This is a genomic window from Streptomyces sp. NBC_01013 (genome assembly GCF_045162765.1).
Classification (GTDB): Bacteria; Actinomycetota; Actinomycetes; order Streptomycetales; family Streptomycetaceae; genus Streptomyces.
The window spans coordinates 1,622,811-1,646,264 of the sequence record NZ_CP108687.1; the positions used below are offsets into that span (position 1 = coordinate 1,622,811).

Consider the following 23,454-nt stretch of genomic DNA (forward strand, 5'->3'; position numbering starts at 1 on the left):
ATCACACAAGAGCAGGCAGCGTATCTCGATGACTACAGCACTTCCTCCTCTCGTCCCGAATCTTGCGGCCGTCGACCGGCGCCGAGTGGTCACCGAGAAGGACACGGCGGGCGCATTCCCTGTGGAGTACCGATTCCGCCCGGCAGAGGGGGACGCACGCCATCTGATCGTGGTCTTCTCCGGGCTCGGGGCACCCAACGGATATCACTTCGCCGGTAAATCGCTCATGGAGCTGCGAGCCAATATCCTGTGGATTCGGGATGATTTCGACGGCCACTACAGCTATTACATGTGCCGGGACATGGATTTCGGAATCGAAGCCTCGGTGTCCGCAATCATCGAGCGCACGCTCGCCCGTCTCGGTCTCGGCCGGAACCAGGTCAGTCTCCTAGGCGTTTCGAAGGGCGGCAGTGCGGCCCTCTACTACGGCCTGCGCTACGGATACCGAAACATCGTGACCGTCGTACCGCAATTCTTGATCGGCAGCTATGTGCGCGACCGGCCGGTGACCGGTCAGTACATGCTGGGCGAACTGATGCCGCAGCAGAACGTCGACCTGCTGGACGGTGCCGTACCTGAAATGCTGAAGGCGCGTGGCGGGCAGGGGCACAACATCTATCTGTTCTCATCCGAGGCGGATGAGCAGTACGAGACGGAAATCGATCCGCACCTGCAGCTCTTCTGGGCCTGCGAGAACTTCAACTTCATTCGCACCGACTCCCCCATGGTTCGTCAGCACGGCGAGGTCTCCGGCTACAACATGCCGCTCATCGCAGGGCTCCTGTCGGCCCTCACGGAGGGGGCCGATCCACGCCTGGGGTTCCTGGAGAACGGAAACTGGCAGGTCAACGAAGTTGAGCGGCAGTCATACCTGCACGAGCAGCGCGCATCCGACGCGTTGACGGCCGTCGTGAAGAAGCAGGACATACGCGGGGCGAACATCCTGCTGTCCGGCGATGCCTTCATCCCCGGAGAGACGCCGCACTCCCTCCCCATGACGACGAAGAGTCTCGTCATGGAAAGCGGCAGCCGCCAGTTCGAATTCCCACTGGCCACGACGGAGGCTAAATATCTCTACAGCCAGTACTTCGACCGGTTCGCCTGCGACTACCCCTACGGAGGATTCGAACCGGAGACACCTTCGGGGATCTCGATGAAGGGAATCCCGGTCGGGGTCTACGATCTCTCCGTCAGGGTGACAAGCCGGACCGAGGGAATAGACAGGCGCACCCCCCTTGTGGCTCGTCGCCCCTTCGACATCAGGCGGCCCATAGGCGGCAACGAGGCGGCTCTGATCGGAGACGGAAAGCAGGTCCGCCTCATCCGACGGCCCATCGTCGGCCAGTTCTCGGCAGAGACCGCGTTCTCGTTGGAGACGACCTGGCTGAGGGAGCGGACCCTTCATGTGGAGGGCGTCTTCTTCGTCCACGGCGTCGAAGCCGGCGAGCGGGGGCACGGGCAGTACTATCTGGTACTTCAGGGCGGTGATGCCACGTACTCCTACCGGCTCGGAATGTCACGCAAGACGGCTGCGATCCGGAAGCACGTGAGGCGGGGCGATTTCAGCAGTTATGACTTCGCCTACTTCGCCACCTCCGGTTACAACGGGGTCGACCTGCAGCGGGCAGCAGCGGGTGTGTACGAGGTCTGCATCTCGTTGAGCACGGGTGGGTCACTGTTCTCGGCATCAGCGGGAAGTATCACGCTGGAGTGAGGGCGGGGACGATGAATTCCGCGGCACGGTGCCCGGCACCGCAATCCGCGGATCCTCCCCGCGAGTGTTCAGCTGTAGCTGGGAATCGGCCCGGGCGATGATCCGAATTCACCGATCTGTATGGCCACCTCGGACCAGGTGCGGTAGCCCCGCACATCCTCGTAACACAATTCGAACGAGTCATAGCCCACGTGTGACGGCTCGGCCTCGTAGACCACACTGCCGTCGGCACCGCAGGTGAGTACGCCGTGCCTGGCGAGGCCCACCCCCACGAGCCGCAGCCCGGCGACGGGGGTGTGTCCGGCCGGCAGGACGGCGCGGCCTCCCTGGCGCAACACCATGCTCTGTCCGGGCACCGTGTGCCGGCGGACCCGGAATCCGTTGTCGGACAGGATGGGCGACGACACCAGTTTGTCGCCCTGACTCGGCATCAGGCCGATGCTCACCCGGGGCAACAGCACAGCCCCCTCCGGGGCGTCGTCGTTCACCCGGACGAGGCAGTTCAGCACGCGGGGCTCGACACCGCTCACGTAGGTGGCGAATCGCCCGTTCTCCAAGTGGCTCATGCCGGGGTGGCGGGGCATCGTCGCGATGTCACCGAGCAGGTCGTCGAGCAGATACCCGTACGTCCGGTAGACGCCGCCCGCCGGGGTCAGCGAGAGACCGAGGCCGATCTCCTGACCGGGAACGACCGGCAGGGCCGGGTCGACATCGGCGAAGAGTTCCAGGACGCCGCCGAACTGCGGTATCCCGGGGTGCGCCACCGTGGCGCGGACGAGTGGGTACCAGTCGTTCACAGCGCCGCCCCGCCCGTCCCTGCGGTGGCGACACGACCGACCGCACGGGTCCCGTGCCACGATTCCCTCACGTACTCCACGTCGTCACGCCCTCTCACGCTGCTGTTCCTCGGGCCGCCCCATGACGAGCGGCACCGACATCCGCCCCGGGTCCCCGCCCGCCGTGGCGTCCATCGAATCGATGACGTCGAAGGCGCGGGAGCAGTTGTTGGTGTCGCGCAGGACGAAGAACTCCTCCGCGCGGCGCCGGTATTCGGGTTCGACCTCGAAGCCGCGGGCGATCGAGGCGATGATCTCGTCCACCGCCCGGTCGACGGTGCCGCACGCCGGACCGAAGCCGTCGCGCGCCAGGTCGAAGTACCCGCGCTTGTAGTGCTTGCTGTAGAACGCCTCGTCGTCGAAGTTCGTGTAGACGATCGGCTTTCCCATGTACGCGACGTCGAAGAAGACCGACGAGTAGTCGGTCACGAGCATGGAGCACTCCCGCATGGCCAGCTGTACGTCCCGGCCGGTCGAGGAGACCGTGATGGACGGGTGGTCGATCCGGAAGTGCTTCAAGTACGGACGGATCTCGTAGTGCGGCATGAACTCCAGCTCCACGCCGTAGTGCTGGAGGGCGCCGAGCAGCCTCTCGTCACGAAGCAGCGCGGAGAAGAACCGGTAGTACTCCGAGGCCGCGAACGGGATCTCGGGCTTGGCCGCCTTGTTGTACGACGGGGCCACGATGTCGCGTCGCCAGGTGGGCATGACCAGGACATTGCGCGGTCCTGCGACCGGTTCGAGGGCGTCGTAGCGCGGCAGGCCGGTCGCGGCCACCCGGTCGTACCCGTAGCCGCAGTGCTCGGCGTAGTAGGCGCGCTCGCTGCGGCCCGTGGTGAGGACCATGTCGACGTTCGTGACCTGCGCGTGGATGGACCCGACGACGTCGTTGTAGACGACGCCGTGCTGGAGGAAGACCCGCTTGTAGCGCAGCAGGTCACCGTACCCGCGCAGGAAGGCGCGCTTGGACAGGCCCGGGAAACCGAGATAGGCCTCCAGGTCGTAGGCGTTGATGAGCCGGGTCGCGTGGAGCAGGTAGGCGCGGTACTTCCAGGACAGCCGGTCGATGACCCTGCCCAGGTGGTCGATCTTCCCGCGGTCCGGGGAGTCGCCGTTGATGGCGTAGTACACCTTGCGCTTCGGCTCGTTCTCCCTGATCCACTTGAACAGGTGGTACGAGTTGTCCTGCGCGGTGTCCTCTCGCTCGCCGATGATCCAGATGTCCTTGCCGTGAAGCTTCGGATACATCAGCCAGTACAGCAGCCGGGTGCGCCAGCCGGTACGGCCCGGAAGGGAGTTGCGCACCTCTTCGCACAGGCGTCGCAGCGCGTACCGGCCCCTGCGGAACCGGCCGCTGATCCTGCGCAGGGAGACGGTCTCGCCGGCGGACACGGACAGGCGCACCCGGGCCCGGCCGGAGCGGTGCACGCCCTTGAAGCGGTGCAGCATCTGACGGGCCTCGATGGCGATGTCATGGGTGCGTTCGCCGTCGTGGACACGTATCCGCAGGGTCAGGTCACGGTTGGAGAGCGCGGTGAGGTCGCCGGGGCGGGCGGTGGCGCGCCAGCCCGCGTACCAGTCCTGTTCGTTGCGGGCGCGCCAGCGGTCGCGCCGGTAGACCTGTTCGACCGGGAGTCCGGTCTCGTGCCGGCCGTCGCTCAGCACCAGTTCGAGGCGGTTGTCGAACAGCTGGGAGATGTCGACGCCTGAGAGGACCAACAGCCCTTCGAAGTGAAGGTCCTCACCGTCGGGGACGAAGGTCTCCAGCACGGCCTTGTGCCGGTCGACGCGCAGCAGCGACGTCTCGGTGCGGTCCGCTTCGAGACGGCGGTGCATGCCCGCGTCGTCGACGAGGAGGTGGGGCAGGTAGTCGGGTTTGGCGTACGGGTCGCAGAACAGCTCGTAGTTGTCCGTGCGCACCGCGTGGTGCTGGAGGCGCGACATCGGCACGCCCGCGTACTGCAGGATCAGGTCGTCGGGTATCGGCCGGTAGATGTCGACCAGGACCGGGAAGATCCCGGCTATCTCCGTGCGGCTCATGATCCGGTGGATGTTGCGCAGGTGCGGCTGCATGGAGCGGACCACGAAACGCATGGCCAGCCGGGCGGTGCGCACGTTCAGCCGGTCGGTCATCCGGATGAGGTGGCGGCAGAGGCGGATCAGCTCCTGGGTCTTGACCGGATCGTTCCACGTCAGGTCGAACAGGGAGTCCCTGCGCTCCGGATCACGGACGAACCAGGTGGCCGTCGGCGCGGTGGTCACGGTCCGCGCGTGCAGCATGGCCGGCACCGCCAGCCAGGCGTCCTCGAAGCCGGGACCGTGACCGCTGCGCAGTCCGTGCCGGCGCAGCAGCGAGGTCCGGAAGAGCTTGGCGCCCAGCTCCGTGGAGAAGATCAGGTACGGGGCGTCCTCCAGCCGCTCGATCCGGGGCGCCTTCGCGCCGAAATAGCGTGTCCACGGCGCGTCACCGCCGGCGCGCGGCCCGGGGAAGTTGTCCTGGTCGCCGACCACCACGTCGGCCTTGCACCGTCGGGCCGCGGCCACCAGCCGTCCCATGCAGTTCTCGCCGAGGATGTCCTGCGCCCGGGAGAACGTCACGTAAGGGGCGCGCACGTAACGGAGCCCGTTGTCGTAGCTCGAACGCGCCCCCAGCCTGATCTGCGGGACCACCTCGACGTTGCCGTGGTAGGCCGCGAACTCGGCGAGCTGCGCGGACGTGGCGTCGGTGGAGCCGTCGTCGACGAAGATCACCTGGGTCGCGGCGAACTCCCGCTGCGCGAGCAGGGAGCTGAGGAACTCGAACAGGTTGTACTCGTCGTTGTGGCAGTGCACGACGAGCGCGCAGGCGTACGCCTCCGGGGTCGCCGCCGCCTCGGCAGCCGGTCCGCCCTCCCACCACAGCCACGGGGTTCCGCGCGGGTGATCGGTGGTCTGCTGCTCGGCGGTCTCGGGGCGCAGCGCGAGGTTTCCGCTGACCGTCTCGTAGATCTCGTACGTGTCGTCCGGACCGCGGTACCGCTCCCGCTCGATGTCGAGCCCGGTCACCGCGACGGCGGTGGTGGCGCGCTCCCCCGCGTGCCGCATCTGTACGAACAGGTTCCAGTTACCGGCACGGCCCGCGGCGCCGAGGGTGGAGTCGAGGTCCACCATGGTGTGGTACCTGATGAACTCCTCGTCCACATCCACGCCGGTCACCTCGAAGGTGTGATCGGCCTTCGTGCTGCGGCGGCGCAGTACGGCGGTCAGTTCGAGCTTGTCCTTCGGGCCCACCCTGCCGAACTGGTTGCGGATGTAGCCGGTGACGTGGAGCGTGCTGTCACGGATCTCCACCAGGGTGGCCTGGTTGAACAGCCTGGAGTCGGACAGGCTGTTGCCGGCCAGATCGAGATCGGTCACGTCCAGGAAGCGCTCGGCGTGCGGCCTGCCGAGCAGCGCGGCGGACCAGTAGACCCTGTCGTCGCGTCGCACCAGGTCGGAGCTGAGCACGCTGCGCCGCTGTGTGTAGTCGGAGACGGTGAGCGCGATGTCGACCCGTGCGTGCAGCAGGCTGAAGGCCCGTACCCGCTCCAGTGGGCCGCACAGGTCGTAGACCGCCAGGGGAAGGGTCTTCAGATACGGCGCGACGAAGCCGGCGAACCCCGACCGGAACTCCTCGTCGCCTGCCCTCAGTTCGGGCGTGTACAGCCGAAGGTCGTGCGAGAGGAATTTGGCGGCCTTGTGCGCCAGCAGGTCCTGTGCTCCCTGATGGATCAGGAAGGCGTCCGCGTACTGGTGCACCAGCACCCGGTCACGGATGCTGCGCAGTTCGCCGCGCCGGTTGGTGATGGAGGGGGTGTCGGTGTCGCGCTCCCAGATCCACCGGTAGACGGGGGCGGCGAGCAGGGTGAGGGAGCGGGCGCGGTACCAGGCGACGGTGGAGAAGTAGGTGTCCTCGAAGAAGACCTCTTCGGGGAAACGGATGCCGTGGTCGAGCAGGAAGTCCAGCCGGTACAGCTTCGCTGCGGCGATGGGGTCGTCGAAGAGCTCGGGCATCGCGCGCAGCCCGCCCTCGACGGTGCGGTCGGTGCCGTACAGCTGGGGCTGCCAGACCGTGATCTCTTCCTTGGCGAGGTTCACGCGCAGCGCGCGGCCCGCGGTGATGTCGGCGCCGGTGGCGAGCGCGGATTCGAGCAGGGTCTCGCAGGCCTTGAGCGGGAGTTCGTCGTCGGCGTCCAGGAACATCACGTACTGGCCGGTGGCGGCGTTGATGCCGTTGTTGCGCGGGGCACCGACGCCGCCGCTGTTCTGCGCGCGTTCGATGATCTTTACGCGGTGGTCACCCGCGGCGAATTCGCGGGCGGCCTGGAGGGTCCCGTCGGTCGACGCGTCGTCCACGACGATCACTTCGAGGGCGCGGTGCGTCTGGGCCAGGACGGACTGGAGGGCCCGGCCGAGCGTGGCGCTCGCGTTGTAGGCCGGAACGACCACCGACACGGTGCGGAGGGAGGGGTCGGCGGGCGAACTCATCGTACGGACCCTTCGCTCTCCGCCCAGTAGGGCAGCGTTCGCAGCTGCTGCGTCTCGATGTCCTGGGCATGCGGCGCGTACGGCTGGGGGTAGGGCTGGAACCCCAGGTCGTCGTCCATTTCGGGGAGCGGGAACTGCTGGACCAGGACCGCCCGCTCATCGTCGATGACGTCGCCCGGTTCGCCGGCCCTGCGGTGGCGTCCGCGGTGCAGGTGCTCCGCGATCACACCGGCGTTGGACGGCTTGGTGGCGAGCTCGTCCATCAGCCGGGTGAAGTCACGGGTGGACAGCCAGAACTTGTACATGATCACGAGCTCGAAGAGGCCGAGCGCCGCAGCGGACACGGCCGTCGTCCACAGGATCTGACCGATCAGGGGCGCCACGATGAAGATGAACATCTGGAACTCGATGCCGCTGATGAGGTGCGGCCTGATCCGGCTGCGCAACAGGGCCTGGCGGAAGCGGGTGTACCAGGGGAAGCGGTGCCGGAACTGGGCGTGCAGGTCGACCACTTCGCCGCCCTGCTGCTTGAGGACGTCGGCCTCGACGCCGGGGTTCTCCCTGAGCAGGTCCTCGATGAAGACCACCTTGGGCTGCTCGGGCGCGGGCCCTCCCTGCAGCGTGGCGCCGGTCGCGTCCCGTTCGGCCTGCTCGTCCTCCAGCGCCTTGCGCTCCAGCGTGACCTTCTCGATCTTCATGCGCATGGACATGCGCATCTTGTAGATCTGCAGGGCGTCGACGTACCGGAGCATGTCGAGGAAGACGACGGCGAGCGCGGCGAGGAGGTAGAGCTCGTTGTGCGTACGCAGGTACTGGCCGCCCATGAGGGCGAGTGCGCAGAAGAGCACCCTGATGCGGTCGAAGACGTAGTCGAGCCAGCCTCCGAAGACGCTGCCGTTGCCCTTGAGACGGGCGAGCTTGCCGTCGATGCAGTCGAGGATGAAGCTCAGGTGGTAGAGCGCCGCGCCGATGACGAGCGACAGGGTGTCGCCCTTGAGGAAGAAGTACGCGGAGCCGAGCCCGACGAAGAGCGCACCCCAGGTGACCCTGTTCGGGGTGATGAACTTGAACTTGGCCATCCCGATGAGCATGCGGGTGGCGATGGGGTCAACCAGGAGAACCGTCCACCAGGCGTCGCGCTTCTTGCACGTCAGCTTCTGCACAGCGCGCAGCGACAGTTTCCCCATAACCCCTCAGACCCGGCTCAGCGTGAGCAACGCAGCCCCATAGGCCTGCAAGAAGTCGCAATCAAGGGGCGTTCACATGATGGACACATCAGATTCACCGATGATCCACATAAAGACAGGATGAGACCATAGCAAGTTCAAGGTCAAACCAAAAGTTGCCAATAGCGGTCGCACGGACGAAAGTCGACGCCAGGGACGCTCGGGGGATTCTCGGCTACGCGGTGATCCACGAGGTGAAGGCAAGACCACTCGCATCCGGTTCCTGGCGTGCGAGTCTCAGCCGGCCGTCGGTTCCCAGCAGTGCGAGAACCGCCCTGCCGCGGCCGTCGGCAGCCACGGCCGGAGGCACCATCGACGCCTCGCCCGCGTCGAACCACCACACGCCGCTGTCGGGCCGGCCGTCCGCGTGCGCCCCCACCGAGCAGGCGCCCGACTGCCCCGAGCGCGCCAGCACCGTGCAACTCCAGCCCTGGATCTCCACACCGGCGACCGCGGCGACCGGGCCCGTACCGTCCAGGCCGCCCAGTCCGACCGCGCCGACGCCGCCGACCTCCACGCACACCTCGTTGGTACCGGAGTAGCGATAGCGCAGCGTGCCCGACTCGGGCGCCGCCGACAGCGAGCCGGGGCGGGGGCTGATGGAGCTCGTCGAGTCCAGCACCCAGTCGCCCGAAGGGGTCTCCCGGTGCCAGCGGACCGCCGCCGCCGTGTCCCTGGCCCGTGCCCAGACCTCGGCACCGCCGAGACGTCCGGGCAGCGCGATCAGCTCATCGGCGACCGGCATGCCACGCAGGTGCTGCCAGCCGCTCCACCGCCCGTCCGGTGACTGCCGGCGGGTGCTGACCCCGTGCCCGAAGTTCCGTACGAAGACGTGCAGGTTTCCCTCGGTGTCGAAGACCACAGCGGGGAATCCGACCTCCCGGCCCTTGGCACGGTCGTTGCCGTTCGGGTTCCCCACCGAGTGCCAGGGGCCGATGGGACGCCCGCTCTGGTACTGGGTCGTCTGCACCACGTCGACGTGGTCCTTGCCGTCCGCGCGCTTCATCCGGCGCAGACCGAAGAGGTGCACATAGCCGTTGGCGTCCTGCACGACGGCGAGACCGGGAAGGAGGTCGGGCCCGTCGAGAAGTTCCGGTCCGCCCCACTCGCCCCCGCCCGCGACGTGCTCCGTCCAGCGCAGCACCCCGGCCGCGGACGGAAGGTATGCGGAGAGCCGCCCGTCCATGCCTCTGACCAGCCATCGCGTCGGCTGCGCATGGCGCGCACAGGCATGTGCGCCCAGGTGCGGGTCCGAACCCGCCCGGTAGCACTGCACGAACACCGGAGATCCGGATTCCCGCTGGTACGTACGGGCCGCAGAGATCGTCGCGCGCGCCACACTGCCGCGCAGCGGCGGCTCGGTGATCACCGGACGCTTGGTCTCCAGGTCGAACGAGGCATGTGCGGGATCCGGATCGAGGGTGCTCACCCGCAGGGGACGCAGCTCCCGCAGGGCGTCGCGCACGAGCGCTGTCATCTTCCCCACCTCGGCATCGATGACCCAGGGGTCCGTCCGCACCTGGACACCGCGCCGCACGCCGTCCGTGACGGCGTGGTCGAGCGCCGCCCGTTCCTCCGGTGTTCCCGGCTGCGCACAGACGATGTCGACCGTCGCGCCACTCTCCTCCAGCGCCAACAGGTCCAGGGCATCGCCCGGGGTGGCGACCACGATCACCAACCCCCCGGAGCCACGCGCCGAAGGCCGTGCCGTGCGCGCCGGTGCCGGCGTGCCACGGTCCGACCCGCGCTCCCCTCTGCGTGCCATGCTCCCGACGCCCCCCCTCATGTGCGGATCCGGAGCTTCACGGTCACTCCGGCTTACCAGAAGATATGCACTCTTTCTTCCGGTCGGAAAATCTCCCCATAGTGGTCCAGTATCCGATTGATCCCGGCAGGTGTGATCAATTTTGGCATCTACGGCAGCAATTGATGCCAACGAGAGCATCGGGACGATCAACCGCGGTCGGGCGATCAGCCGAACCGGTCACAGCTCACGCCACTGCTCGAAGCTCAGCCCCGGCCCGTCCGTCTGCCGCGCCACGCGCGGGGCGCCGTCCGCACCGGCCACCGCCATCACCACCCGGCCCCGGGCATCGTGCATCAGTGCCGGAGTGGTCAGGCAGGGCACTCCGGTGTCGGACCACCACACGCCGTCGCCTTCCTTCTCCGTCACCCCGACGCCGACGACAGCACAGCCGTTCGCACCGCGATGGGCCAGCACCGTGCAGTCGAAGCCGTCCAGAACCGTGCGGATCACGGCCTGCGCACCGTCGCCCGGGGCGCCGCCGAGCGGCATGGGCCCGGCGTCGGCACGAAAGGCGACGACACCGCCGGCCGGATCGGTCCCGTAGTACGTGGCACGGCCGGGAGCCGTCTCCAGCGCGGCCAGCGAACCGGGCCTCAGCGTGATCCCCAGGCGCTCGGACCCGCCCCAGCGGCCGCTGGGCTCCGCCTGCTCCCAGTGCAGCGCACCCTCGTCCGTCGCGGCGAGGACCGTGACGCAACCGGAGCTGAGCGCGACCACGGCGGGTTCGCCTTTGACGTGCTTGCCGTGCAGGACTCCCCAGACGCCCCATTTGCCGCCGGGCTTCTCCCGGAGCAGCCTCATGCCGCCGTCACCGTCGCGGACGGCGATGTGCAGCTCGCCGGGCCGGCTGACGACGGTGACGGGCGCGCCGAGCGCGCCGCCCCGGTGGGCTTCCTTGTGCGGGGTGCCCAAGGGATTCCAGGCCGATGTCGGGCGGCCCGTCTGGTACTGGATCGCGTGCACGATGTCGACGGCGACGTCACCGCCGGCCACCTTCTGTTCGCGGCGGCCGACGAGGTGCACGTAGGCGTCGGCGTTCTGGGTCACGGACAGGTGCGTGAGACGCGGTGTCGGTACGTCGTCCGGAGTGCCCCATCCAGGGCCCCCCGGACGGTCCTCGGTCCAGCGCCGCAGCCCGCCGTCGCCGGCGACGAACGCGGTGAGCCTGCCGTCCTTCCCCCGGGTGAGCCAGATGCCGCGGAGCGCCTCGGCTTCAGGCACGACCTTCGAGGTCGCACGGGCATCCTGTCCGGGCATGGTCTGTGATCACCTTTTCGAGAACTGAATTCCGACAACTCGCACAGTGTTTCGAAGCTGTCACATCCTAAAGCCCCTGCACGGAAGCCTCTCCCAGGGCTCACTGCCGTACGAAATCGCCGCCGCCGCCCGGCTCCGCCGTCCGCCCGCTATGTCACAGTCACGCCACAGACTTCGTACGTACACCAGATCGACTGTCTATAGTGCTCACTCACCAGGAAAACGCGGACCGGCTCAACCCCCCACCCGAGTCCCACCCCATCACCTGCGCCCCGACCAGGCCATAAGTTGTGAGGACTCACTCAGGATGAGCCAAGACGCCATTACGCCCGGACACCGGAGCTCTCCGGAGACGCCGTCCCGCAGGGGCAAGCGTGTGCGGACGCGGGGCCAGCGCATACGCCGGGCCATCCTGCTGTCCGTTCTGGTTCTCGCCATCGCGGCCGGTGGCACGGCCTACTGGCTGTACAGCCGGCTGGACGGGAACATCAAGGGCGTCGACATCAACAAGGCGCTGGGCGAGGACCGCCCCGAGAAGCTCCCGACGAGCGGGCAGAACCTCCTGGTCCTCGGCTCGGACTCGCGCGCCGGGGCGGAGAACAAGGAACTGGGCGGCGGCGGAAGCGTCAGCGGGGCCCGCTCCGACACCGCGATGGTCGTGCACATCCCCGAGGGGCGCAGCAAGGCCGTCGCCATCTCCATACCCCGCGACACCCTGGTGACCCGGCCCGAATGCACCAAGGCGGACGGGACCGAGGTGCCTTCCGCGGACCGCAGGATGTTCAACTCCGTCTACTCCCAGGTCGGTCCCGCCTGTGTGGTGAAGACCGTCGAGAAGATGTCCGGCGTACGCATCGACCACTACCTGGAGATCAACTTCGCCGGGTTCAAGGGTCTCGTCGACGCCATCGGCGGCGTCACCGTGGACGTCCCCCAGGACATCCACGACTCGTCCTCCGGTCTCGACCTCACCGCCGGGCCCCACAAGCTGGACGGCACCCAGTCCCTCGCCTACGTCCGTACCCGGCACGGCATCGGCGACGGCAGCGACCTCGGACGCATCGGTCTCCAGCAGCAGTTCCTGTTCGCCCTCCTCAGCGAGGTCAAGAAGCAGGACCTGCTGGGCAGCCCGACCAGCGCCTACAAGATCGCCAACTCCGCGACCAAGTCGCTGACGACGGACGAGGGCCTCGCGTCGCTCACGTCGCTGACCAGCTTCGCCCGCTCGATGAACGGCGTCGACCCGGCTTCGATGGAGACCATCATGCTCCCCGTCGCCTACGACAAGATCGACCCGAACCGGGTGGTGGCCGCGCAGCCGCAGGCCGGCGCGCTCTGGAAGGCCGTCCGCGAGGACGCCACGATCCCCGAGTCCGCCAAGAAGTCCCCCGCCACCGGCGGCTGACGCAGCGAAGGACAGCCCGGCCCCGCCGGCCCGTACGGGCCGGCGGGGTCTTCGGCGTCATGCCCGGGTGCGGTTCACCCGGCTGTGCCCGCGTCCGTACGAGAAGTAGATGATCACGCCGATGACCATCCAGATGCCGAACCGCAGCCACGTCTCCGCCGGCAGGTTGAGCATCAGCCAGACCGAGGCGGCCACCGAGGCGATCGGGAGCAGCGGGACCCACGGCGTGCGGAAGGCCCGGTGCAGGTCGGGGCGGGTGCGGCGCAGGACGATGACGCCGAGGGCCACGACCACGAACGCGAAGAGCGTGCCGATGTTCACCAGCGTCGCGAGCTCGTTGATGCTGGTGAAGCCCGCGATGATCGCGATGAGCCCGCCGAGCAGGATGGTCGGGCGGTACGGGGTCCGGAACCGCGGGTGCGTCTTCGAGAAGAACCGCGGGAGCAGGCCGTCACGGCTCATCGCGAAGAACACCCGGGTCTGCCCCAGGAGCAGGATCATGCAGACCGTGGTGAGGCCGACGGCGGCACCGAAACTGATGACACCGGCGTAGAACGGGTGCCCGACGGCCTTGAACGCGTCGGCGAGCGGGGCGCTCACGGAAAGCTCGGTGTAGTTCTGCATTCCGGTGACGACGATCGATACGGCGACGTACAGCGCGGTGCAGATGAAGAGCGAGGCCATGATGCCGCGGGGCATGTCGCGCTGAGGGAGCTTGGTCTCCTCGGCCGCCGTGGCCACCACGTCGAAGCCGATGAAGGCGAAGAAGACGACCGAGGCGGCGGTGAAGATACCCATGACGCCGAAGTTCGTGGGGGAATAGCCGAAGATCAACTGGATCAGCGGGGCGTTCAGGCCCGATCCGGTGGTCTGGGGCTGCGCCTCGGGGATGAAGGGTGAGTAGTTCGCGGTGTCGATGAAGAAGAGGCCCGCGATGATCACGATCAGGACCACCGTCACCTTGATGGCGACCACCACGGTGGTGACCCGGGCGGAGAGCTTCATCCCGAGCACGAGGATGACCGTCAGCACCAGGACAAGGGTGAAGGCGAGGACGTCGAAGCCGAATCCCTCCGCCACGTCGGGACCGGACAGCGCGTCGGGCAGGTGCCAGCCGGCGTTGTCCATCAGTGAGCGGACGTAGCCGGACCAGCCGACCGCCACCACCGCCGTGCCGAGCGCGAACTCCAGCACCAGGTCCCAGCCGATGATCCAGGCGACCAGTTCGCCGAGCGAGGCGTAGGAGAAGGTGTACGCCGAGCCGGCCACCGGGACCGTGGAGGCGAACTCCGCGTAGCAGAGGGCGGCCAAGGCGCACACGATGCCCGCGACCACGAAGGCGATGGCGGTAGCGGGGCCTGCCGTCTCCTTGGCCACTTTGCCGGTGAGCACGAAGATGCCGGTGCCGATGATGACCCCCACTCCGAAGACCGTGAGGTCCAGGGCGGAGAGGGATTTCTTGAGGGCGTGCTCCGGCTCCTCGGTGTCGCGGATCGACTGTTCGACCGTCTTGGTCCTGAACAGTCCGTCTCCGCTGGGGGGCAGGTCCTGCTGGGTGCTCACCGGCGTACCTCCACGCACTCGTCGTGCACGCCATGATTCGGACCCGACGACCCGTCGACCGCCCGCAGCACGCCGCACACGTCGGTATTTCACGCGAATGGGCCGGTCGGACCACCCGTACAGGGTGGGCGACCGGCCCAATCGGTGCGCGAAGCGCGGATCAGTCCCGGACGGGCTCCACCACGGAGCGGCTCTCCGCGTCCGTCTCGTAGCGGCCGTCGAGCCTGGCGACCAGACCGGTGACCTGACGGGCGATGTCCGGTGCGGTCAGCCCGATCTCGGCCATGACCTCCTTGCGGGAGGCGTGGTCGAGGAAGACCGGCGGGATGCCGAAGTCCCGCAGCGGTACGTCGACGTCGGCGTCGCGCAGCGCCTGGGCGACCGCGGAGCCCACGCCGCCGGCCCTGCTGTTGTCCTCGACGGTGACGACGACCCGGTGCTTCGCCGCGAGCGGGGCCATGGCCTCGTCCACGGGCTTGACCCAGCGGGGGTCGACGACCGTGGTCGAGATGCCCTGGGCGTCGAGCAGGTCCGCGATCTCCAGGCACATCGGAGCCAGCGCCCCGATGGAGACGAGCAGGACGTCCGGCCGGGCGGCAGCCGGCTCACGGAGCACGTCCATGCCGCCGACCGTGCCGACGGCCTTGACCGACGGGCCGACCGCGCCCTTGGAGAAGCGGACGACCGTCGGGGCGTCGTCGACCTCGACGGCCTCGCGCAGCTGGGCGCGGACCTGGTCGGCGTCGCGCGGGGCGGCGATCCGGAGCGACGGCACGCACTGCAGGATCGACATGTCCCACATGCCGTTGTGCGACGCGCCGTCCGTACCGGTGACCCCGGCCCGGTCCAGGACGAACGTCACACCGCACTTGTGCAGGGCGACGTCCATCAGGACCTGGTCGAAGGCACGGTTGAGGAAGGTCGCGTACACCGCGAAGACGGGGTGCAGACCGCCGGTGGCAAGGCCCGCCGCGGAGACCGCGCCGTGCTGTTCGGCGATGCCGACATCGTAGATCCGGTCCGGGAAGGCCTTCTCGAACTTGGTCAGGCCGACCGGCTGGAGCATGGCCGCGGTGATCGCGACGATGTCCTCGCGCTCCCTGCCGAGCTTGACCATCTCCTCGCCGAACACGGAGGTCCAGTCGAGGCCGGAGGTGGCGACGGGCAGGCCGGTGTCGGGGTGGATCTTGCCTACGGCGTGGAAGCGGTCGGCCTCGTCCAGCAGGGCGGGCGTGTAACCGCGGCCCTTCTCCGTCAGGCAGTGCACGATGACGGGGCCGCCGAAGCGCTTGGCGCGCTGCAGCGCCGACTCCAGGGCCTCCAGGTCGTGTCCGTCGATCGGGCCCACGTACTTCAGGCCGAGGTCCTCGAACATGCCCTGCGGGGCGATGAAGTCCTTGAGGCCCTTCTTGGCGCCGTGCAGCGTCTCGTACAGCGGCTTCCCGACGACGGGGGTGCGCTCCAGGAGGTCCTTGCCGCGGGCCAGGAAGCGCTCGTAGCCGTCCGTGGTGCGCAGGGTCGCCAGATGGTTGGCGAGGCCGCCGATCGTCGGGGCGTAGGAGCGCTCGTTGTCGTTGACGACGATGACGAGGGGGCGGTCCTTGGCGGCGGCGATGTTGTTGAGCGCCTCCCAGGCCATACCGCCGGTGAGAGCTCCGTCACCGATGACCGCGACGACGTGGTCGTCCTTCTTCAGTACCTCGTTGGCCTTGGCGAGGCCGTCGGCCCAGCCGAGGACGGTGGAGGCGTGCGAGTTCTCGATGACGTCGTGCTCGGACTCGGCGCGGGAGGGGTAGCCGGAGAGGCCGCCCTTGCTCTTGAGCCTCGAGAAGTCCTGGCGGCCGGTGAGGAGCTTGTGCACATAGCTCTGGTGGCCGGTGTCGAAGAGGACCTTGTCCTTCGGCGAGTCGAAGACCCGGTGCAGGGCGATGGTCAGCTCGACCACGCCGAGGTTGGGGCCGAGGTGACCGCCGGTCTTGGAGACGGCGTCGACGAGGAAGGTCCGGATCTCTTCGGCGAGCTGCTCCAGCTGCTCCGGGTTGAGCCGGTCCAGATCGCGCGGTCCCGTGATGCGGGTCAGCAGCGCCACCCGTGCCTCCTTGCGTTCTAGCCTGATCGAACTTCTGCGGACCCGGTCGAGTCTAATGTTCCGGCCGCGCCCGTGTTCATCGGGCGGTGCGTGGTGCGTCACTCGGGGTGGCGCACGCAGGAGCGCCCGGCACCGGGGTGCGGTGCCGGGCGCTCCTGCGGATCCGCGGTCAGGCGCGGCCCGCGGTCTTCTGGGTCTTGCGCGAGACCGAGTCGATGATCACGGCGATGAGGAGCACTCCACCGGTGATCATGTACTGGATCGCGTTCGACGACAGGTTCATCTGGTTGAGGCCCTGGACGATCGACTGGATGACCAGGATGCCCAGCAGCGCGGACCAGACCTTTCCGCGTCCGCCGAACAGGGACGTACCGCCGATGACGGCTGCGGCGATGCACATCATGAGCTGGTTGCCGCCACCGAGCGAACGGTCGGCGCCGCCGGTCGCGGAGGCCAGGAAGAGACCGCCGACCGCGCCGAGCGTGCCGGAGATCATGAACACCGAGATGCGGATCCAGGACACGTTGATACCGGCACGACGCGCTGCCTCGATGCCACCGCCGACCGCGAAGATCTGACGGCCGTAGGTGGTGCGGCGCAGAACGAAGTCGGTGATGACCAGGATCGCGAGGAAGATCACCAGGGAGAGCGGGAGGCCCTGCTCCTGGTTGAACGCGTACGCGGCGAGGAGGCACAGGACGGCGAGCAGCACCGTGCGCAGGATGATCTCGCTCTGCGGGCGGTTCGGCAGCTCTGCGGCCTTGCGGCGGCGCGAGTCGCGCAGCTGCGCGAAGTAGAAGGCGACGATCACGAACACGGCGAGGCCGTAAGCGGCTGCGACGTCGGCGAAGTAGTAGCTGGTCAGGTCACGGACGAAGCTGCCGAGCGGGGTGGTGATGGTGGACTTGTCGCCCATCACCCAGGTCTGCAGACCGGCCCAGCCCAGGAAGCCCGCCAGCGTCACGACGAACGCGGGCACGCCGATCTTGGCGAAGACGATGCCGTGGAAGGCGCCGATGACCGTGCCGGACAGGATGCCGACGACGATGGCGAGGGAGTCGGGTATGTCCGTTCCCACCACGGCCCACACCGCACCCGCGAGACCCGCGACGGAACCGACCGCGAGGTCGATCTCGCCGAGCAGCAGTACGAAGACGATGCCCACGGCCATGATGCCGGGGCCGGCCGCGTACAGCGTGATCTGGTCGAGGTTGTACGAGGTGAGGAAGTTGCCGGTCTCGAGCTGGAAGACGATGCCGATGATGATCAGGCCCACGACGACAGGCAGCGAACCGATCTCGCCCGAGCGCACCTTGCGCTTGAACTCGGTCCAGTAGCCCTTGAAGCCCTGCTCACGTACGAGCAGGCGGGGGTCGACGACCTTGACTGCGCCGGCCGCTGCCGCGGGGGCCTCGGGGGCCTCTGCCTGGGCCGGGACCTTGGCCGAAGTCTCGTTGACGTTGCTCACTTGGATGCCTCCGCGCTGCGGGACTTGCGGCGGGTCACGGCGTTGTCCGTGGCGCCCGTGATCGCGGCGATGATTTCTTCGTGGCTGGTCGTCGCCACGGGGAAGATGCCGTTGTTGTGGCCGAGTCGCAGCACGGCGACCTTGTCGGCGACAGCCTTCACATCGGCCATGTTGTGGCTGATGAGGATGACGCCGAGGTTCTGCTCGCGCAGCCGCTCCACCAGGTCGAGGACCTGTGCGGTCTGCTCGACGCCGAGGGCCGCGGTGGGCTCGTCCAGGATCACGATCTTGGGGTTGCCGACCAGGGCACGGGCGATGGCCACGACCTGGCGCTGACCGCCGGAGAGCGCGGCGACCGGGATACGGACGCTGGGGATGCGGATGGAGAGTGTGGACAGGAGATCCTGTGCCCGCTTCTCCATGGCGACCTCGTCGAGGACGCCACCCTTCTTGATCTCGCGACCGAGGAAGAGGTTGGCGACGACGTCCAGGTTGTCGCAGAGCGCGAGGTCCTGGTAGACGGTGGCGACACCGAGGTTCTGAGCGTCGTGCGGACGGCTGATGTCCACCTTCGCGCCCTCCCACTCGATGACTCCCTCATCGATGGGGTGCACGCCGGCGATCGTCTTGACCAGCGTGGACTTTCCTGCACCGTTGTCGCCGACGAGGGCGACCACTTCTCCGGCGTGGACTTCGAGATCGACACCGGAGAGGACCTGGACCGCTCCGAATCGCTTGAAGACTCCACGCAACGCCAGCACGGGCGTCTGTGACACGTGAACCATCTCCTTCGCCGCCTGACCGGCGGGGATGTGCCGCCTGACCGGCGGAGACGCCGCGCCACGAGGGGCAGCGTCGACGTACTGGAAGTACTGGGGGAAGAATGTCCGGCACCCGGCCGGCAGCGGGGTGTGGGCCGACCGGGGCCGGACAGTCATGGGGCGGGCGGACTCCGCCGTGCGGGGCGGATCAAACCCGTACGCGCCAGGGTCTGTCGGCCCTGGCGCGAGGAGGGACTACTTGATGTTCAGTGCGGTGCACTTGGCGGCGATGTCCTTGACGCAGACATCGGCGGCCTTGTAGATGCCGTCCTTGATCACGGTGGACTCGATGTTGTCCTTGTTCACCACGGTCGGCTCGAGCAGCGTGGAGGGAACGCCGTCCGTCTTGCCGGCGGCGCCGATGTCCTTGCCCTGGAGCAGGTTGACGGCGAACTGGGCGGCCGTCGGGGCGAGCTGCTTCGGCGACTTGTAGATCGTGAAGGTCTGCGTGCCGGCGATGATCCGCTGGATACCGGGGAGCTCGGCGTCCTGGCCACCCACCGGGATGTCCTTGATGCCGGCGTTGTCCAGGGACGTGATGATGCCGCCCGCCATGCCGTCGTTGGCGGAGTAGACGGCGTTGATCTTGCCCTTGCCGACCGAGGAGATGGCGGCGGTCATCTTCTCGCCGGCGATCTTCGGGTCCCACTCGCCGGACGCTTCGTAGGCGATCTTGACCTTGCCGTCGAGGGACGCGTGGGCGCCCTTCTTGAACAGGCCGGCGTTCGGGTCCTTCTCGTCACCGTTGATCATGACGAGGTTGGAGCCGGCCGCCTTGGAGCCGAGGGCGTCGAGGATGGCCTGGCCCTGGAGCTTGCCGATCTTCTCGTTGTCGTGGCTGACGTAGGCGTCGGCACCGACGATGGCGCGGTCGTACGCGACGACCTTGACGCCCTTCTTGTGTGCGTCGGCAACCCACGCGGCGGACTTCTCGGCGTCGACCGAGGAGATCGCGATGACCTTGATGCCGTCGGCGATCTGCTGCTCGAACTGCTGCTTCTGCTGGCCGACGTCACCGGCCGCGTTGTTGTAGACGACCTCGCAGTCCGCGCAGTCCTTCTTGACCGCTTCGATGAACAGCGGCTTGTCCAGCGTCTCGTAGCGAGCGGTCTTGTTCTCCGGGAGCAGCAGACCGATCTTGGTCTTGCTGCCCGAGTCCGCAGAGTCCTTCTTGTCGTCGCCCGCCTTGCCACAAGCGGCGAGGGAGACGGCCATCGAGACGGCGGCCGTGCCTATGACGATGCGTCGCGTCATTGCGTTCATTGCGGGTGTGCCTCCCTGACGAGGCCGCAGCGTTGCGGCCGAGGTGGATTGGAGTCAACTCGGCCGCAGGCGTGACGTCAAGGAGTAAATTCTTAACGAGATGACAACGGTGCCATCCGTTATCTAAGTGAAGGCAGGCGTCGCCGCGGGGAGGGTGCTCTCCAAAAGGGTCGAATCGCCCATCTCGTTCAGAACGAGGGCCAGTGCGCCCAGCACCTCCGCACGCCCGCCGAGGGCGCCGGGGAGCACCGAGAGCTGTCGCGCGGCACTGGGGATCGCATAGCGCGACACGGAGTCGCGGATGGGCCCGAGGACCAGTTCGCCCGCCTCCGCGAGCGAGCCGCCGAGCACGACGCGGCTCGGGTTGAGCAGATTGCAGAGGTTGGCCACCCCGCTGCCGATGTGCCGCCCCACGTCACCGATCACCCGACGGCAGCCGGGGTCGCCCTCGCGGGCCAGCTGGACCACCCGCTCCATGGTGAGATCGGACCCGTGGCTGGGCTGGAGCAGGGGCAGGACGTACCGCGCGGCCGTGAAGGTCTCCAGGCACCCGCGGTTGCCGCAGCGGCAGACAGGGCCCGATTCGTCGAGGGTGATGTGGCCGATCTCGCCGGCCGTGCCGCCGGGCCCCCGGTAGATGTGCCCGTCGATCACCAGACCGGCCCCGACACCGCTGGCGACCTTGATGTACGCCAGGTCCCGGACCCCGCGGCCGCTCCCCCACACCAGCTCGCCCAGCGCCCCGAGGTTGGCGTCGTTGTCGACGTACACCGGCACGCCGAGGCGTCCGGCGAGCTCTTCGCTGGGGTTGATGCCCGTCCAGCCCGGCAGGATCGACGTGGAGCCCAGCGTGCCGGACTCGACATCGATCGGGCCGGGAACACCGAGTCCCACCCCGATGACCTTGCCCGGGCTGATCCCGGTGGTCGCGATCAGCCGGTTGACCAGCTGTTCCGCCCGGCCGAAGCCCTCGGCCGACGAGGCGTCCACGTCCAGCGGCTCGGACTCCTCGGCGAGCACCTGATGGGCCAGGTTCCCGACCGCCACCCGCAGGTGCGTATGTCCGAAATCGACGCCGATGACGATGCCCGCGTCCCCGCTGAGCGAGACACTGCGAGCCCGTCGGCCACCGGCCGAGGTGGGCGTCACCTCGACGGTGCCGCCCTCCTTCAGTTCACGAACGATATTGGAGACGGTGGCCGCGGAGAGGCCAGTGCTCCTGGCGATCTCCGCCTGCGTGAGCGAACCCGCCATACGTACGGCGCGCACGACCCGCTCAAGGTTGGCGCGATGCAGAGATGTCTGCGACCCCGGAGTCTCCATCGACTCTCTCACTCCTGCCATATTCTCCAACATGTGAACCCTAAGCTGAGCGTTTTGGGGTGCTCCCCGTCAAGACCTTGAGCAGTCGAAGCCTCGGATGAGCACGGAACCCCCTCGCCGCACGCTCCGCGAACTCCCCCTTACACAGACGAACCGCCCACCGGCAGGCTGCCGGAGGGCGGTTCGGTGGTTCAGCGGGGAAAGCGCTTGAGGCGTTACTTCACCGCTCCCGCGGTGAGACCGGCCACGACCTGCCGCTGGAAGACGATGTAGGCCGCCAGGACGGGGAGCATCGCCATCACGAGGCCGGCGAAGAGCCCGGACCAGTCGCCCTTGTAGCCCTGGCTGTTGGCCAGTTCGACCAGCCCCTGGGAGAGCACCCGGTGGTCGGGGTCGCTGTTCAGGACCGTCGGCAGCATGTACTGGTTCCACTGCCCCAGGAAGTTGAAGATGCCGACGCTGATCAGCCCCGGCTTCGCCATGGGCAGCATCACCTGGAAGAACGTCCGGGTGTGCGAGGCCCCGTCGAGCATCGCCGCCTCCGCCACGGACGTCGGTAGCGTCCGGAAGAAGGAGGTGAGGAAGAAGACGGTGAACGGCAGCGAGTAGGCGATGTAGACCAGGATCAGTCCGTGCGTCGTGTTCAGCAGCCCCATGTTGTTCATCACGAAGAACAGCGGGACCAGCGCCAGGATGATCGGGAAGCTCATCCCGCCGATGAACAGGTAGTACACGAAGCGGTTGCCCGGGAAGTCGAACCGGGCCAGCACGTAGGCCGCCATCGAACCGAGCAGCAGGGTGCCGATGAGTGAACCCCCGACCACCACGATGGTGTTCAAGAAGTATTCACTCATGTGCGCCTGGCTCCAGGCGCGGGACCAGTTCTCGAAGTGCAGCTTGTCCGGCAGCGCCCACGGCGTCGACAGGATCGAGTCGTCGGTCTTGAACGAGGTCATGACCGCCCAGAGCAGCGGCATGACCACCAGGATCGCCCAGATGATCAGCACACCGTGCGAGAAGACGTTGAGGACCTTGCCCTCACCGCTCTTCTTCTTGCCGCCCTGCGCAGGCTCCTTGGACACGGGGGCCGGTTCCGTCACCGTGACCACGGGAGGGGTTTCAGTGGCCTTCACGTGTGCTCACCTCGTACTGTCGAGCCGGCCGCCGGGACCGGGCTGTCTTGCCTGCTGGGGATCCGGGCAACGCGTCCCGGGAAGCACAGCATCAGAACTCCAGCCGCTCGCGCCGGCCCAGACGCATCACGATGGCGGCGAACACCATGGTGACGATGAGCAGCCCCACACCGATCGTGGTCGCGTATCCGGCCTGACCGTCGCGGAAGGCCGTCTGGTAGACGTACAGCGGCAGGACCGAGGTCGCGTAGTCGGGGCCACCGGGGCCCACGGTCATGACCTGTACGGCCGTGAACGCCTCGACCCCGAGCGCCAGGATGCCCATGTAGACCCACCCGGACTGCACCGTGTCCCAGAGCAGCGGCAGGGTGATCTTGAAGAACGTCGTGACACGGCTGGCCCCGTCCAGGAGCGCCGCCTCGTAGAAGTCCTTCGGGATGGAGGCCATTCCGGCGGAGAAGAGGACGACGAAGAATCCGACCGTCGACCAGACCAGGACGACCATGACGCAGATGAGCGCCAGGTTCGGGTCACCCAGCCAGTCCGGCTGGATGGAGTCGAGTCCGATTCCCTTGAGCGCCGAATTCAGCATTCCACTGCGGGGGTTGTACGCGAACTGGAACAGCAGGGCGACGATGACGATCGAGAGCACCTGCGGGAAGAAATAGGCGATCTTGTAGAACCCCGAGCCCCGCACGCCGGAGACCGCGGCGTTCTTACGCCGCCGGCCTCCGACATTGAGCATGAAGGCGAAGAAGAGCGCGAGGCCCAGCGTCACCAACGGCAGCAGCAGCACGAGCAGCACGCTGTGCTGCAGCGACTTCCAGAAAATGTCGTCCTTGAACATCCTCGTGTAGTTGTCGAGGCCGACCATCTTGAAGTCCGGGCTCAGGCCGGTCCAGTCCGTGAACGAGTAGTAGATGGACTGGATGAACGGCCAGATGACGAAGACCGCGTACAACGCCAGTGGGGCTACCAAGAACCCCACAATGAACCGGTACTTGCCGTGCTGCATCGTTTACCGACCCCGATCTTTCCGCGGG

15 protein-coding genes are annotated in these 23,454 nt (G+C 67.6%); 2 read left to right on the forward strand and 13 right to left on the reverse strand.

The features are described 5' to 3' along the window. Positions 1 to 28: 28 nt before the first annotated feature. Entirely contained in the window at positions 29 to 1,714 is a 1,686-nt protein-coding gene (locus OG538_RS06985; protein ID WP_406091218.1) for a hypothetical protein, read from the forward strand. A 68-nt stretch (positions 1,715 to 1,782) separates the two neighbouring features. Here the strand turns inward: OG538_RS06985 and OG538_RS06990 are convergent, their stop codons facing one another. The 5 genes from OG538_RS06990 to OG538_RS07010 all read right to left on the reverse strand — a co-directional run bounded on the left by OG538_RS06990 (position 1,783) and on the right by OG538_RS07010 (position 11,346). Further along, positions 1,783 to 2,511: an Ig-like domain-containing protein gene (locus OG538_RS06990; protein WP_406091220.1), complete on the reverse strand. Its 729-nt coding sequence runs from the start codon at positions 2,509 to 2,511 to the stop codon at positions 1,783 to 1,785. A gap of 84 nt (positions 2,512 to 2,595) precedes the next feature. After that, positions 2,596 to 7,056 (reverse strand): glycosyltransferase, encoded by a 4,461-nt coding sequence (locus OG538_RS06995; RefSeq protein WP_406091222.1) that lies wholly within the window; start codon positions 7,054 to 7,056, stop codon positions 2,596 to 2,598. Continuing rightward, on the reverse strand, positions 7,053 to 8,243 hold the full coding sequence (locus OG538_RS07000) for a CDP-alcohol phosphatidyltransferase family protein (RefSeq protein ID WP_406091224.1): 1,191 nt from the start codon (positions 8,241 to 8,243) through the stop codon (positions 7,053 to 7,055). The genes OG538_RS06995 and OG538_RS07000 overlap by 4 nt, the downstream gene beginning before the upstream one ends. A gap of 214 nt (positions 8,244 to 8,457) precedes the next feature. Continuing rightward, entirely contained in the window at positions 8,458 to 9,951 is a 1,494-nt protein-coding gene (locus OG538_RS07005; protein WP_406091226.1) for a hypothetical protein, read from the reverse strand. A 315-nt stretch (positions 9,952 to 10,266) separates the two neighbouring features. Beyond that, on the reverse strand, positions 10,267 to 11,346 hold the full coding sequence (locus tag OG538_RS07010) for a hypothetical protein (protein WP_406091228.1): 1,080 nt from the start codon (positions 11,344 to 11,346) through the stop codon (positions 10,267 to 10,269). A gap of 307 nt (positions 11,347 to 11,653) precedes the next feature. On the opposite strand from OG538_RS07010, the gene OG538_RS07015 reads away from it, so the two are divergent. Further along, positions 11,654 to 12,751, forward strand: coding sequence for an LCP family protein (locus OG538_RS07015; RefSeq protein ID WP_406091230.1), 1,098 nt, complete (start codon positions 11,654 to 11,656; stop codon positions 12,749 to 12,751). Positions 12,752 to 12,808: 57 nt separating this feature from the next. Here OG538_RS07015 and OG538_RS07020 read toward each other — a convergent pair whose 3' ends face one another. From OG538_RS07020 to OG538_RS07055, 8 genes are all read right to left on the reverse strand, one after another. Next, on the reverse strand, positions 12,809 to 14,314 hold the full coding sequence (locus OG538_RS07020) for an amino acid permease (protein ID WP_406091232.1): 1,506 nt from the start codon (positions 14,312 to 14,314) through the stop codon (positions 12,809 to 12,811). A 160-nt stretch (positions 14,315 to 14,474) separates the two neighbouring features. After that, entirely contained in the window at positions 14,475 to 16,403 is a 1,929-nt protein-coding gene (dxs, locus tag OG538_RS07025) for a 1-deoxy-D-xylulose-5-phosphate synthase (protein ID WP_406091234.1), read from the reverse strand. A 169-nt stretch (positions 16,404 to 16,572) separates the two neighbouring features. Next, positions 16,573 to 17,871: a sugar ABC transporter permease gene (locus OG538_RS07030; RefSeq protein WP_406091236.1), complete on the reverse strand. Its 1,299-nt coding sequence runs from the start codon at positions 17,869 to 17,871 to the stop codon at positions 16,573 to 16,575. Continuing rightward, on the reverse strand, positions 17,868 to 18,656 hold the full coding sequence (locus OG538_RS07035; protein WP_078622658.1) for an ATP-binding cassette domain-containing protein: 789 nt from the start codon (positions 18,654 to 18,656) through the stop codon (positions 17,868 to 17,870). The genes OG538_RS07030 and OG538_RS07035 overlap by 4 nt, the downstream gene beginning before the upstream one ends. A 231-nt stretch (positions 18,657 to 18,887) precedes the next feature. Next, on the reverse strand, positions 18,888 to 19,955 hold the full coding sequence (locus tag OG538_RS07040) for a sugar ABC transporter substrate-binding protein (RefSeq protein WP_406091238.1): 1,068 nt from the start codon (positions 19,953 to 19,955) through the stop codon (positions 18,888 to 18,890). Between the two features lie 123 nt (positions 19,956 to 20,078). After that, complete coding sequence (locus OG538_RS07045; RefSeq protein ID WP_406100020.1) at positions 20,079 to 21,278, reverse strand: ROK family protein; 1,200 nt, start codon at positions 21,276 to 21,278, stop codon at positions 20,079 to 20,081. Positions 21,279 to 21,493: 215 nt separating this feature from the next. Beyond that, a complete protein-coding gene (locus OG538_RS07050) occupies positions 21,494 to 22,360 on the reverse strand; it encodes a carbohydrate ABC transporter permease (RefSeq protein WP_406100021.1) in 867 nt (288 codons plus the stop codon). Between the two features lie 142 nt (positions 22,361 to 22,502). Next, a complete protein-coding gene (locus tag OG538_RS07055) occupies positions 22,503 to 23,426 on the reverse strand; it encodes a carbohydrate ABC transporter permease (protein WP_406091240.1) in 924 nt (307 codons plus the stop codon). Positions 23,427 to 23,454 lie beyond the last annotated feature (28 nt).

Excerpts from the sequence above, each read along its gene's own strand:
- OG538_RS07045 (WP_406100020.1), bottom strand. The coding sequence starts at position 21,278 with ATGGAGACTCCGGGGTCGCAGACATCTCTGCATCGCGCCAACCTTGAG.
- OG538_RS07010 (WP_406091228.1), bottom strand. The coding sequence starts at position 11,346 with ATGCCCGGACAGGATGCCCGTGCGACCTCGAAGGTCGTGCCTGAAGCC.
- OG538_RS07055 (WP_406091240.1), bottom strand. The coding sequence starts at position 23,426 with ATGCAGCACGGCAAGTACCGGTTCATTGTGGGGTTCTTGGTAGCCCCA.
- OG538_RS07015 (WP_406091230.1), top strand. The coding sequence starts at position 11,654 with ATGAGCCAAGACGCCATTACGCCCGGACACCGGAGCTCTCCGGAGACG.
- OG538_RS06985 (WP_406091218.1), top strand. The coding sequence starts at position 29 with ATGACTACAGCACTTCCTCCTCTCGTCCCGAATCTTGCGGCCGTCGAC.
- OG538_RS07000 (WP_406091224.1), bottom strand. The coding sequence starts at position 8,243 with ATGGGGAAACTGTCGCTGCGCGCTGTGCAGAAGCTGACGTGCAAGAAG.
- OG538_RS06995 (WP_406091222.1), bottom strand. The coding sequence starts at position 7,056 with ATGAGTTCGCCCGCCGACCCCTCCCTCCGCACCGTGTCGGTGGTCGTT.
- OG538_RS07035 (WP_078622658.1), bottom strand. The coding sequence starts at position 18,656 with ATGGTTCACGTGTCACAGACGCCCGTGCTGGCGTTGCGTGGAGTCTTC.
- OG538_RS07040 (WP_406091238.1), bottom strand. The coding sequence starts at position 19,955 with ATGAACGCAATGACGCGACGCATCGTCATAGGCACGGCCGCCGTCTCG.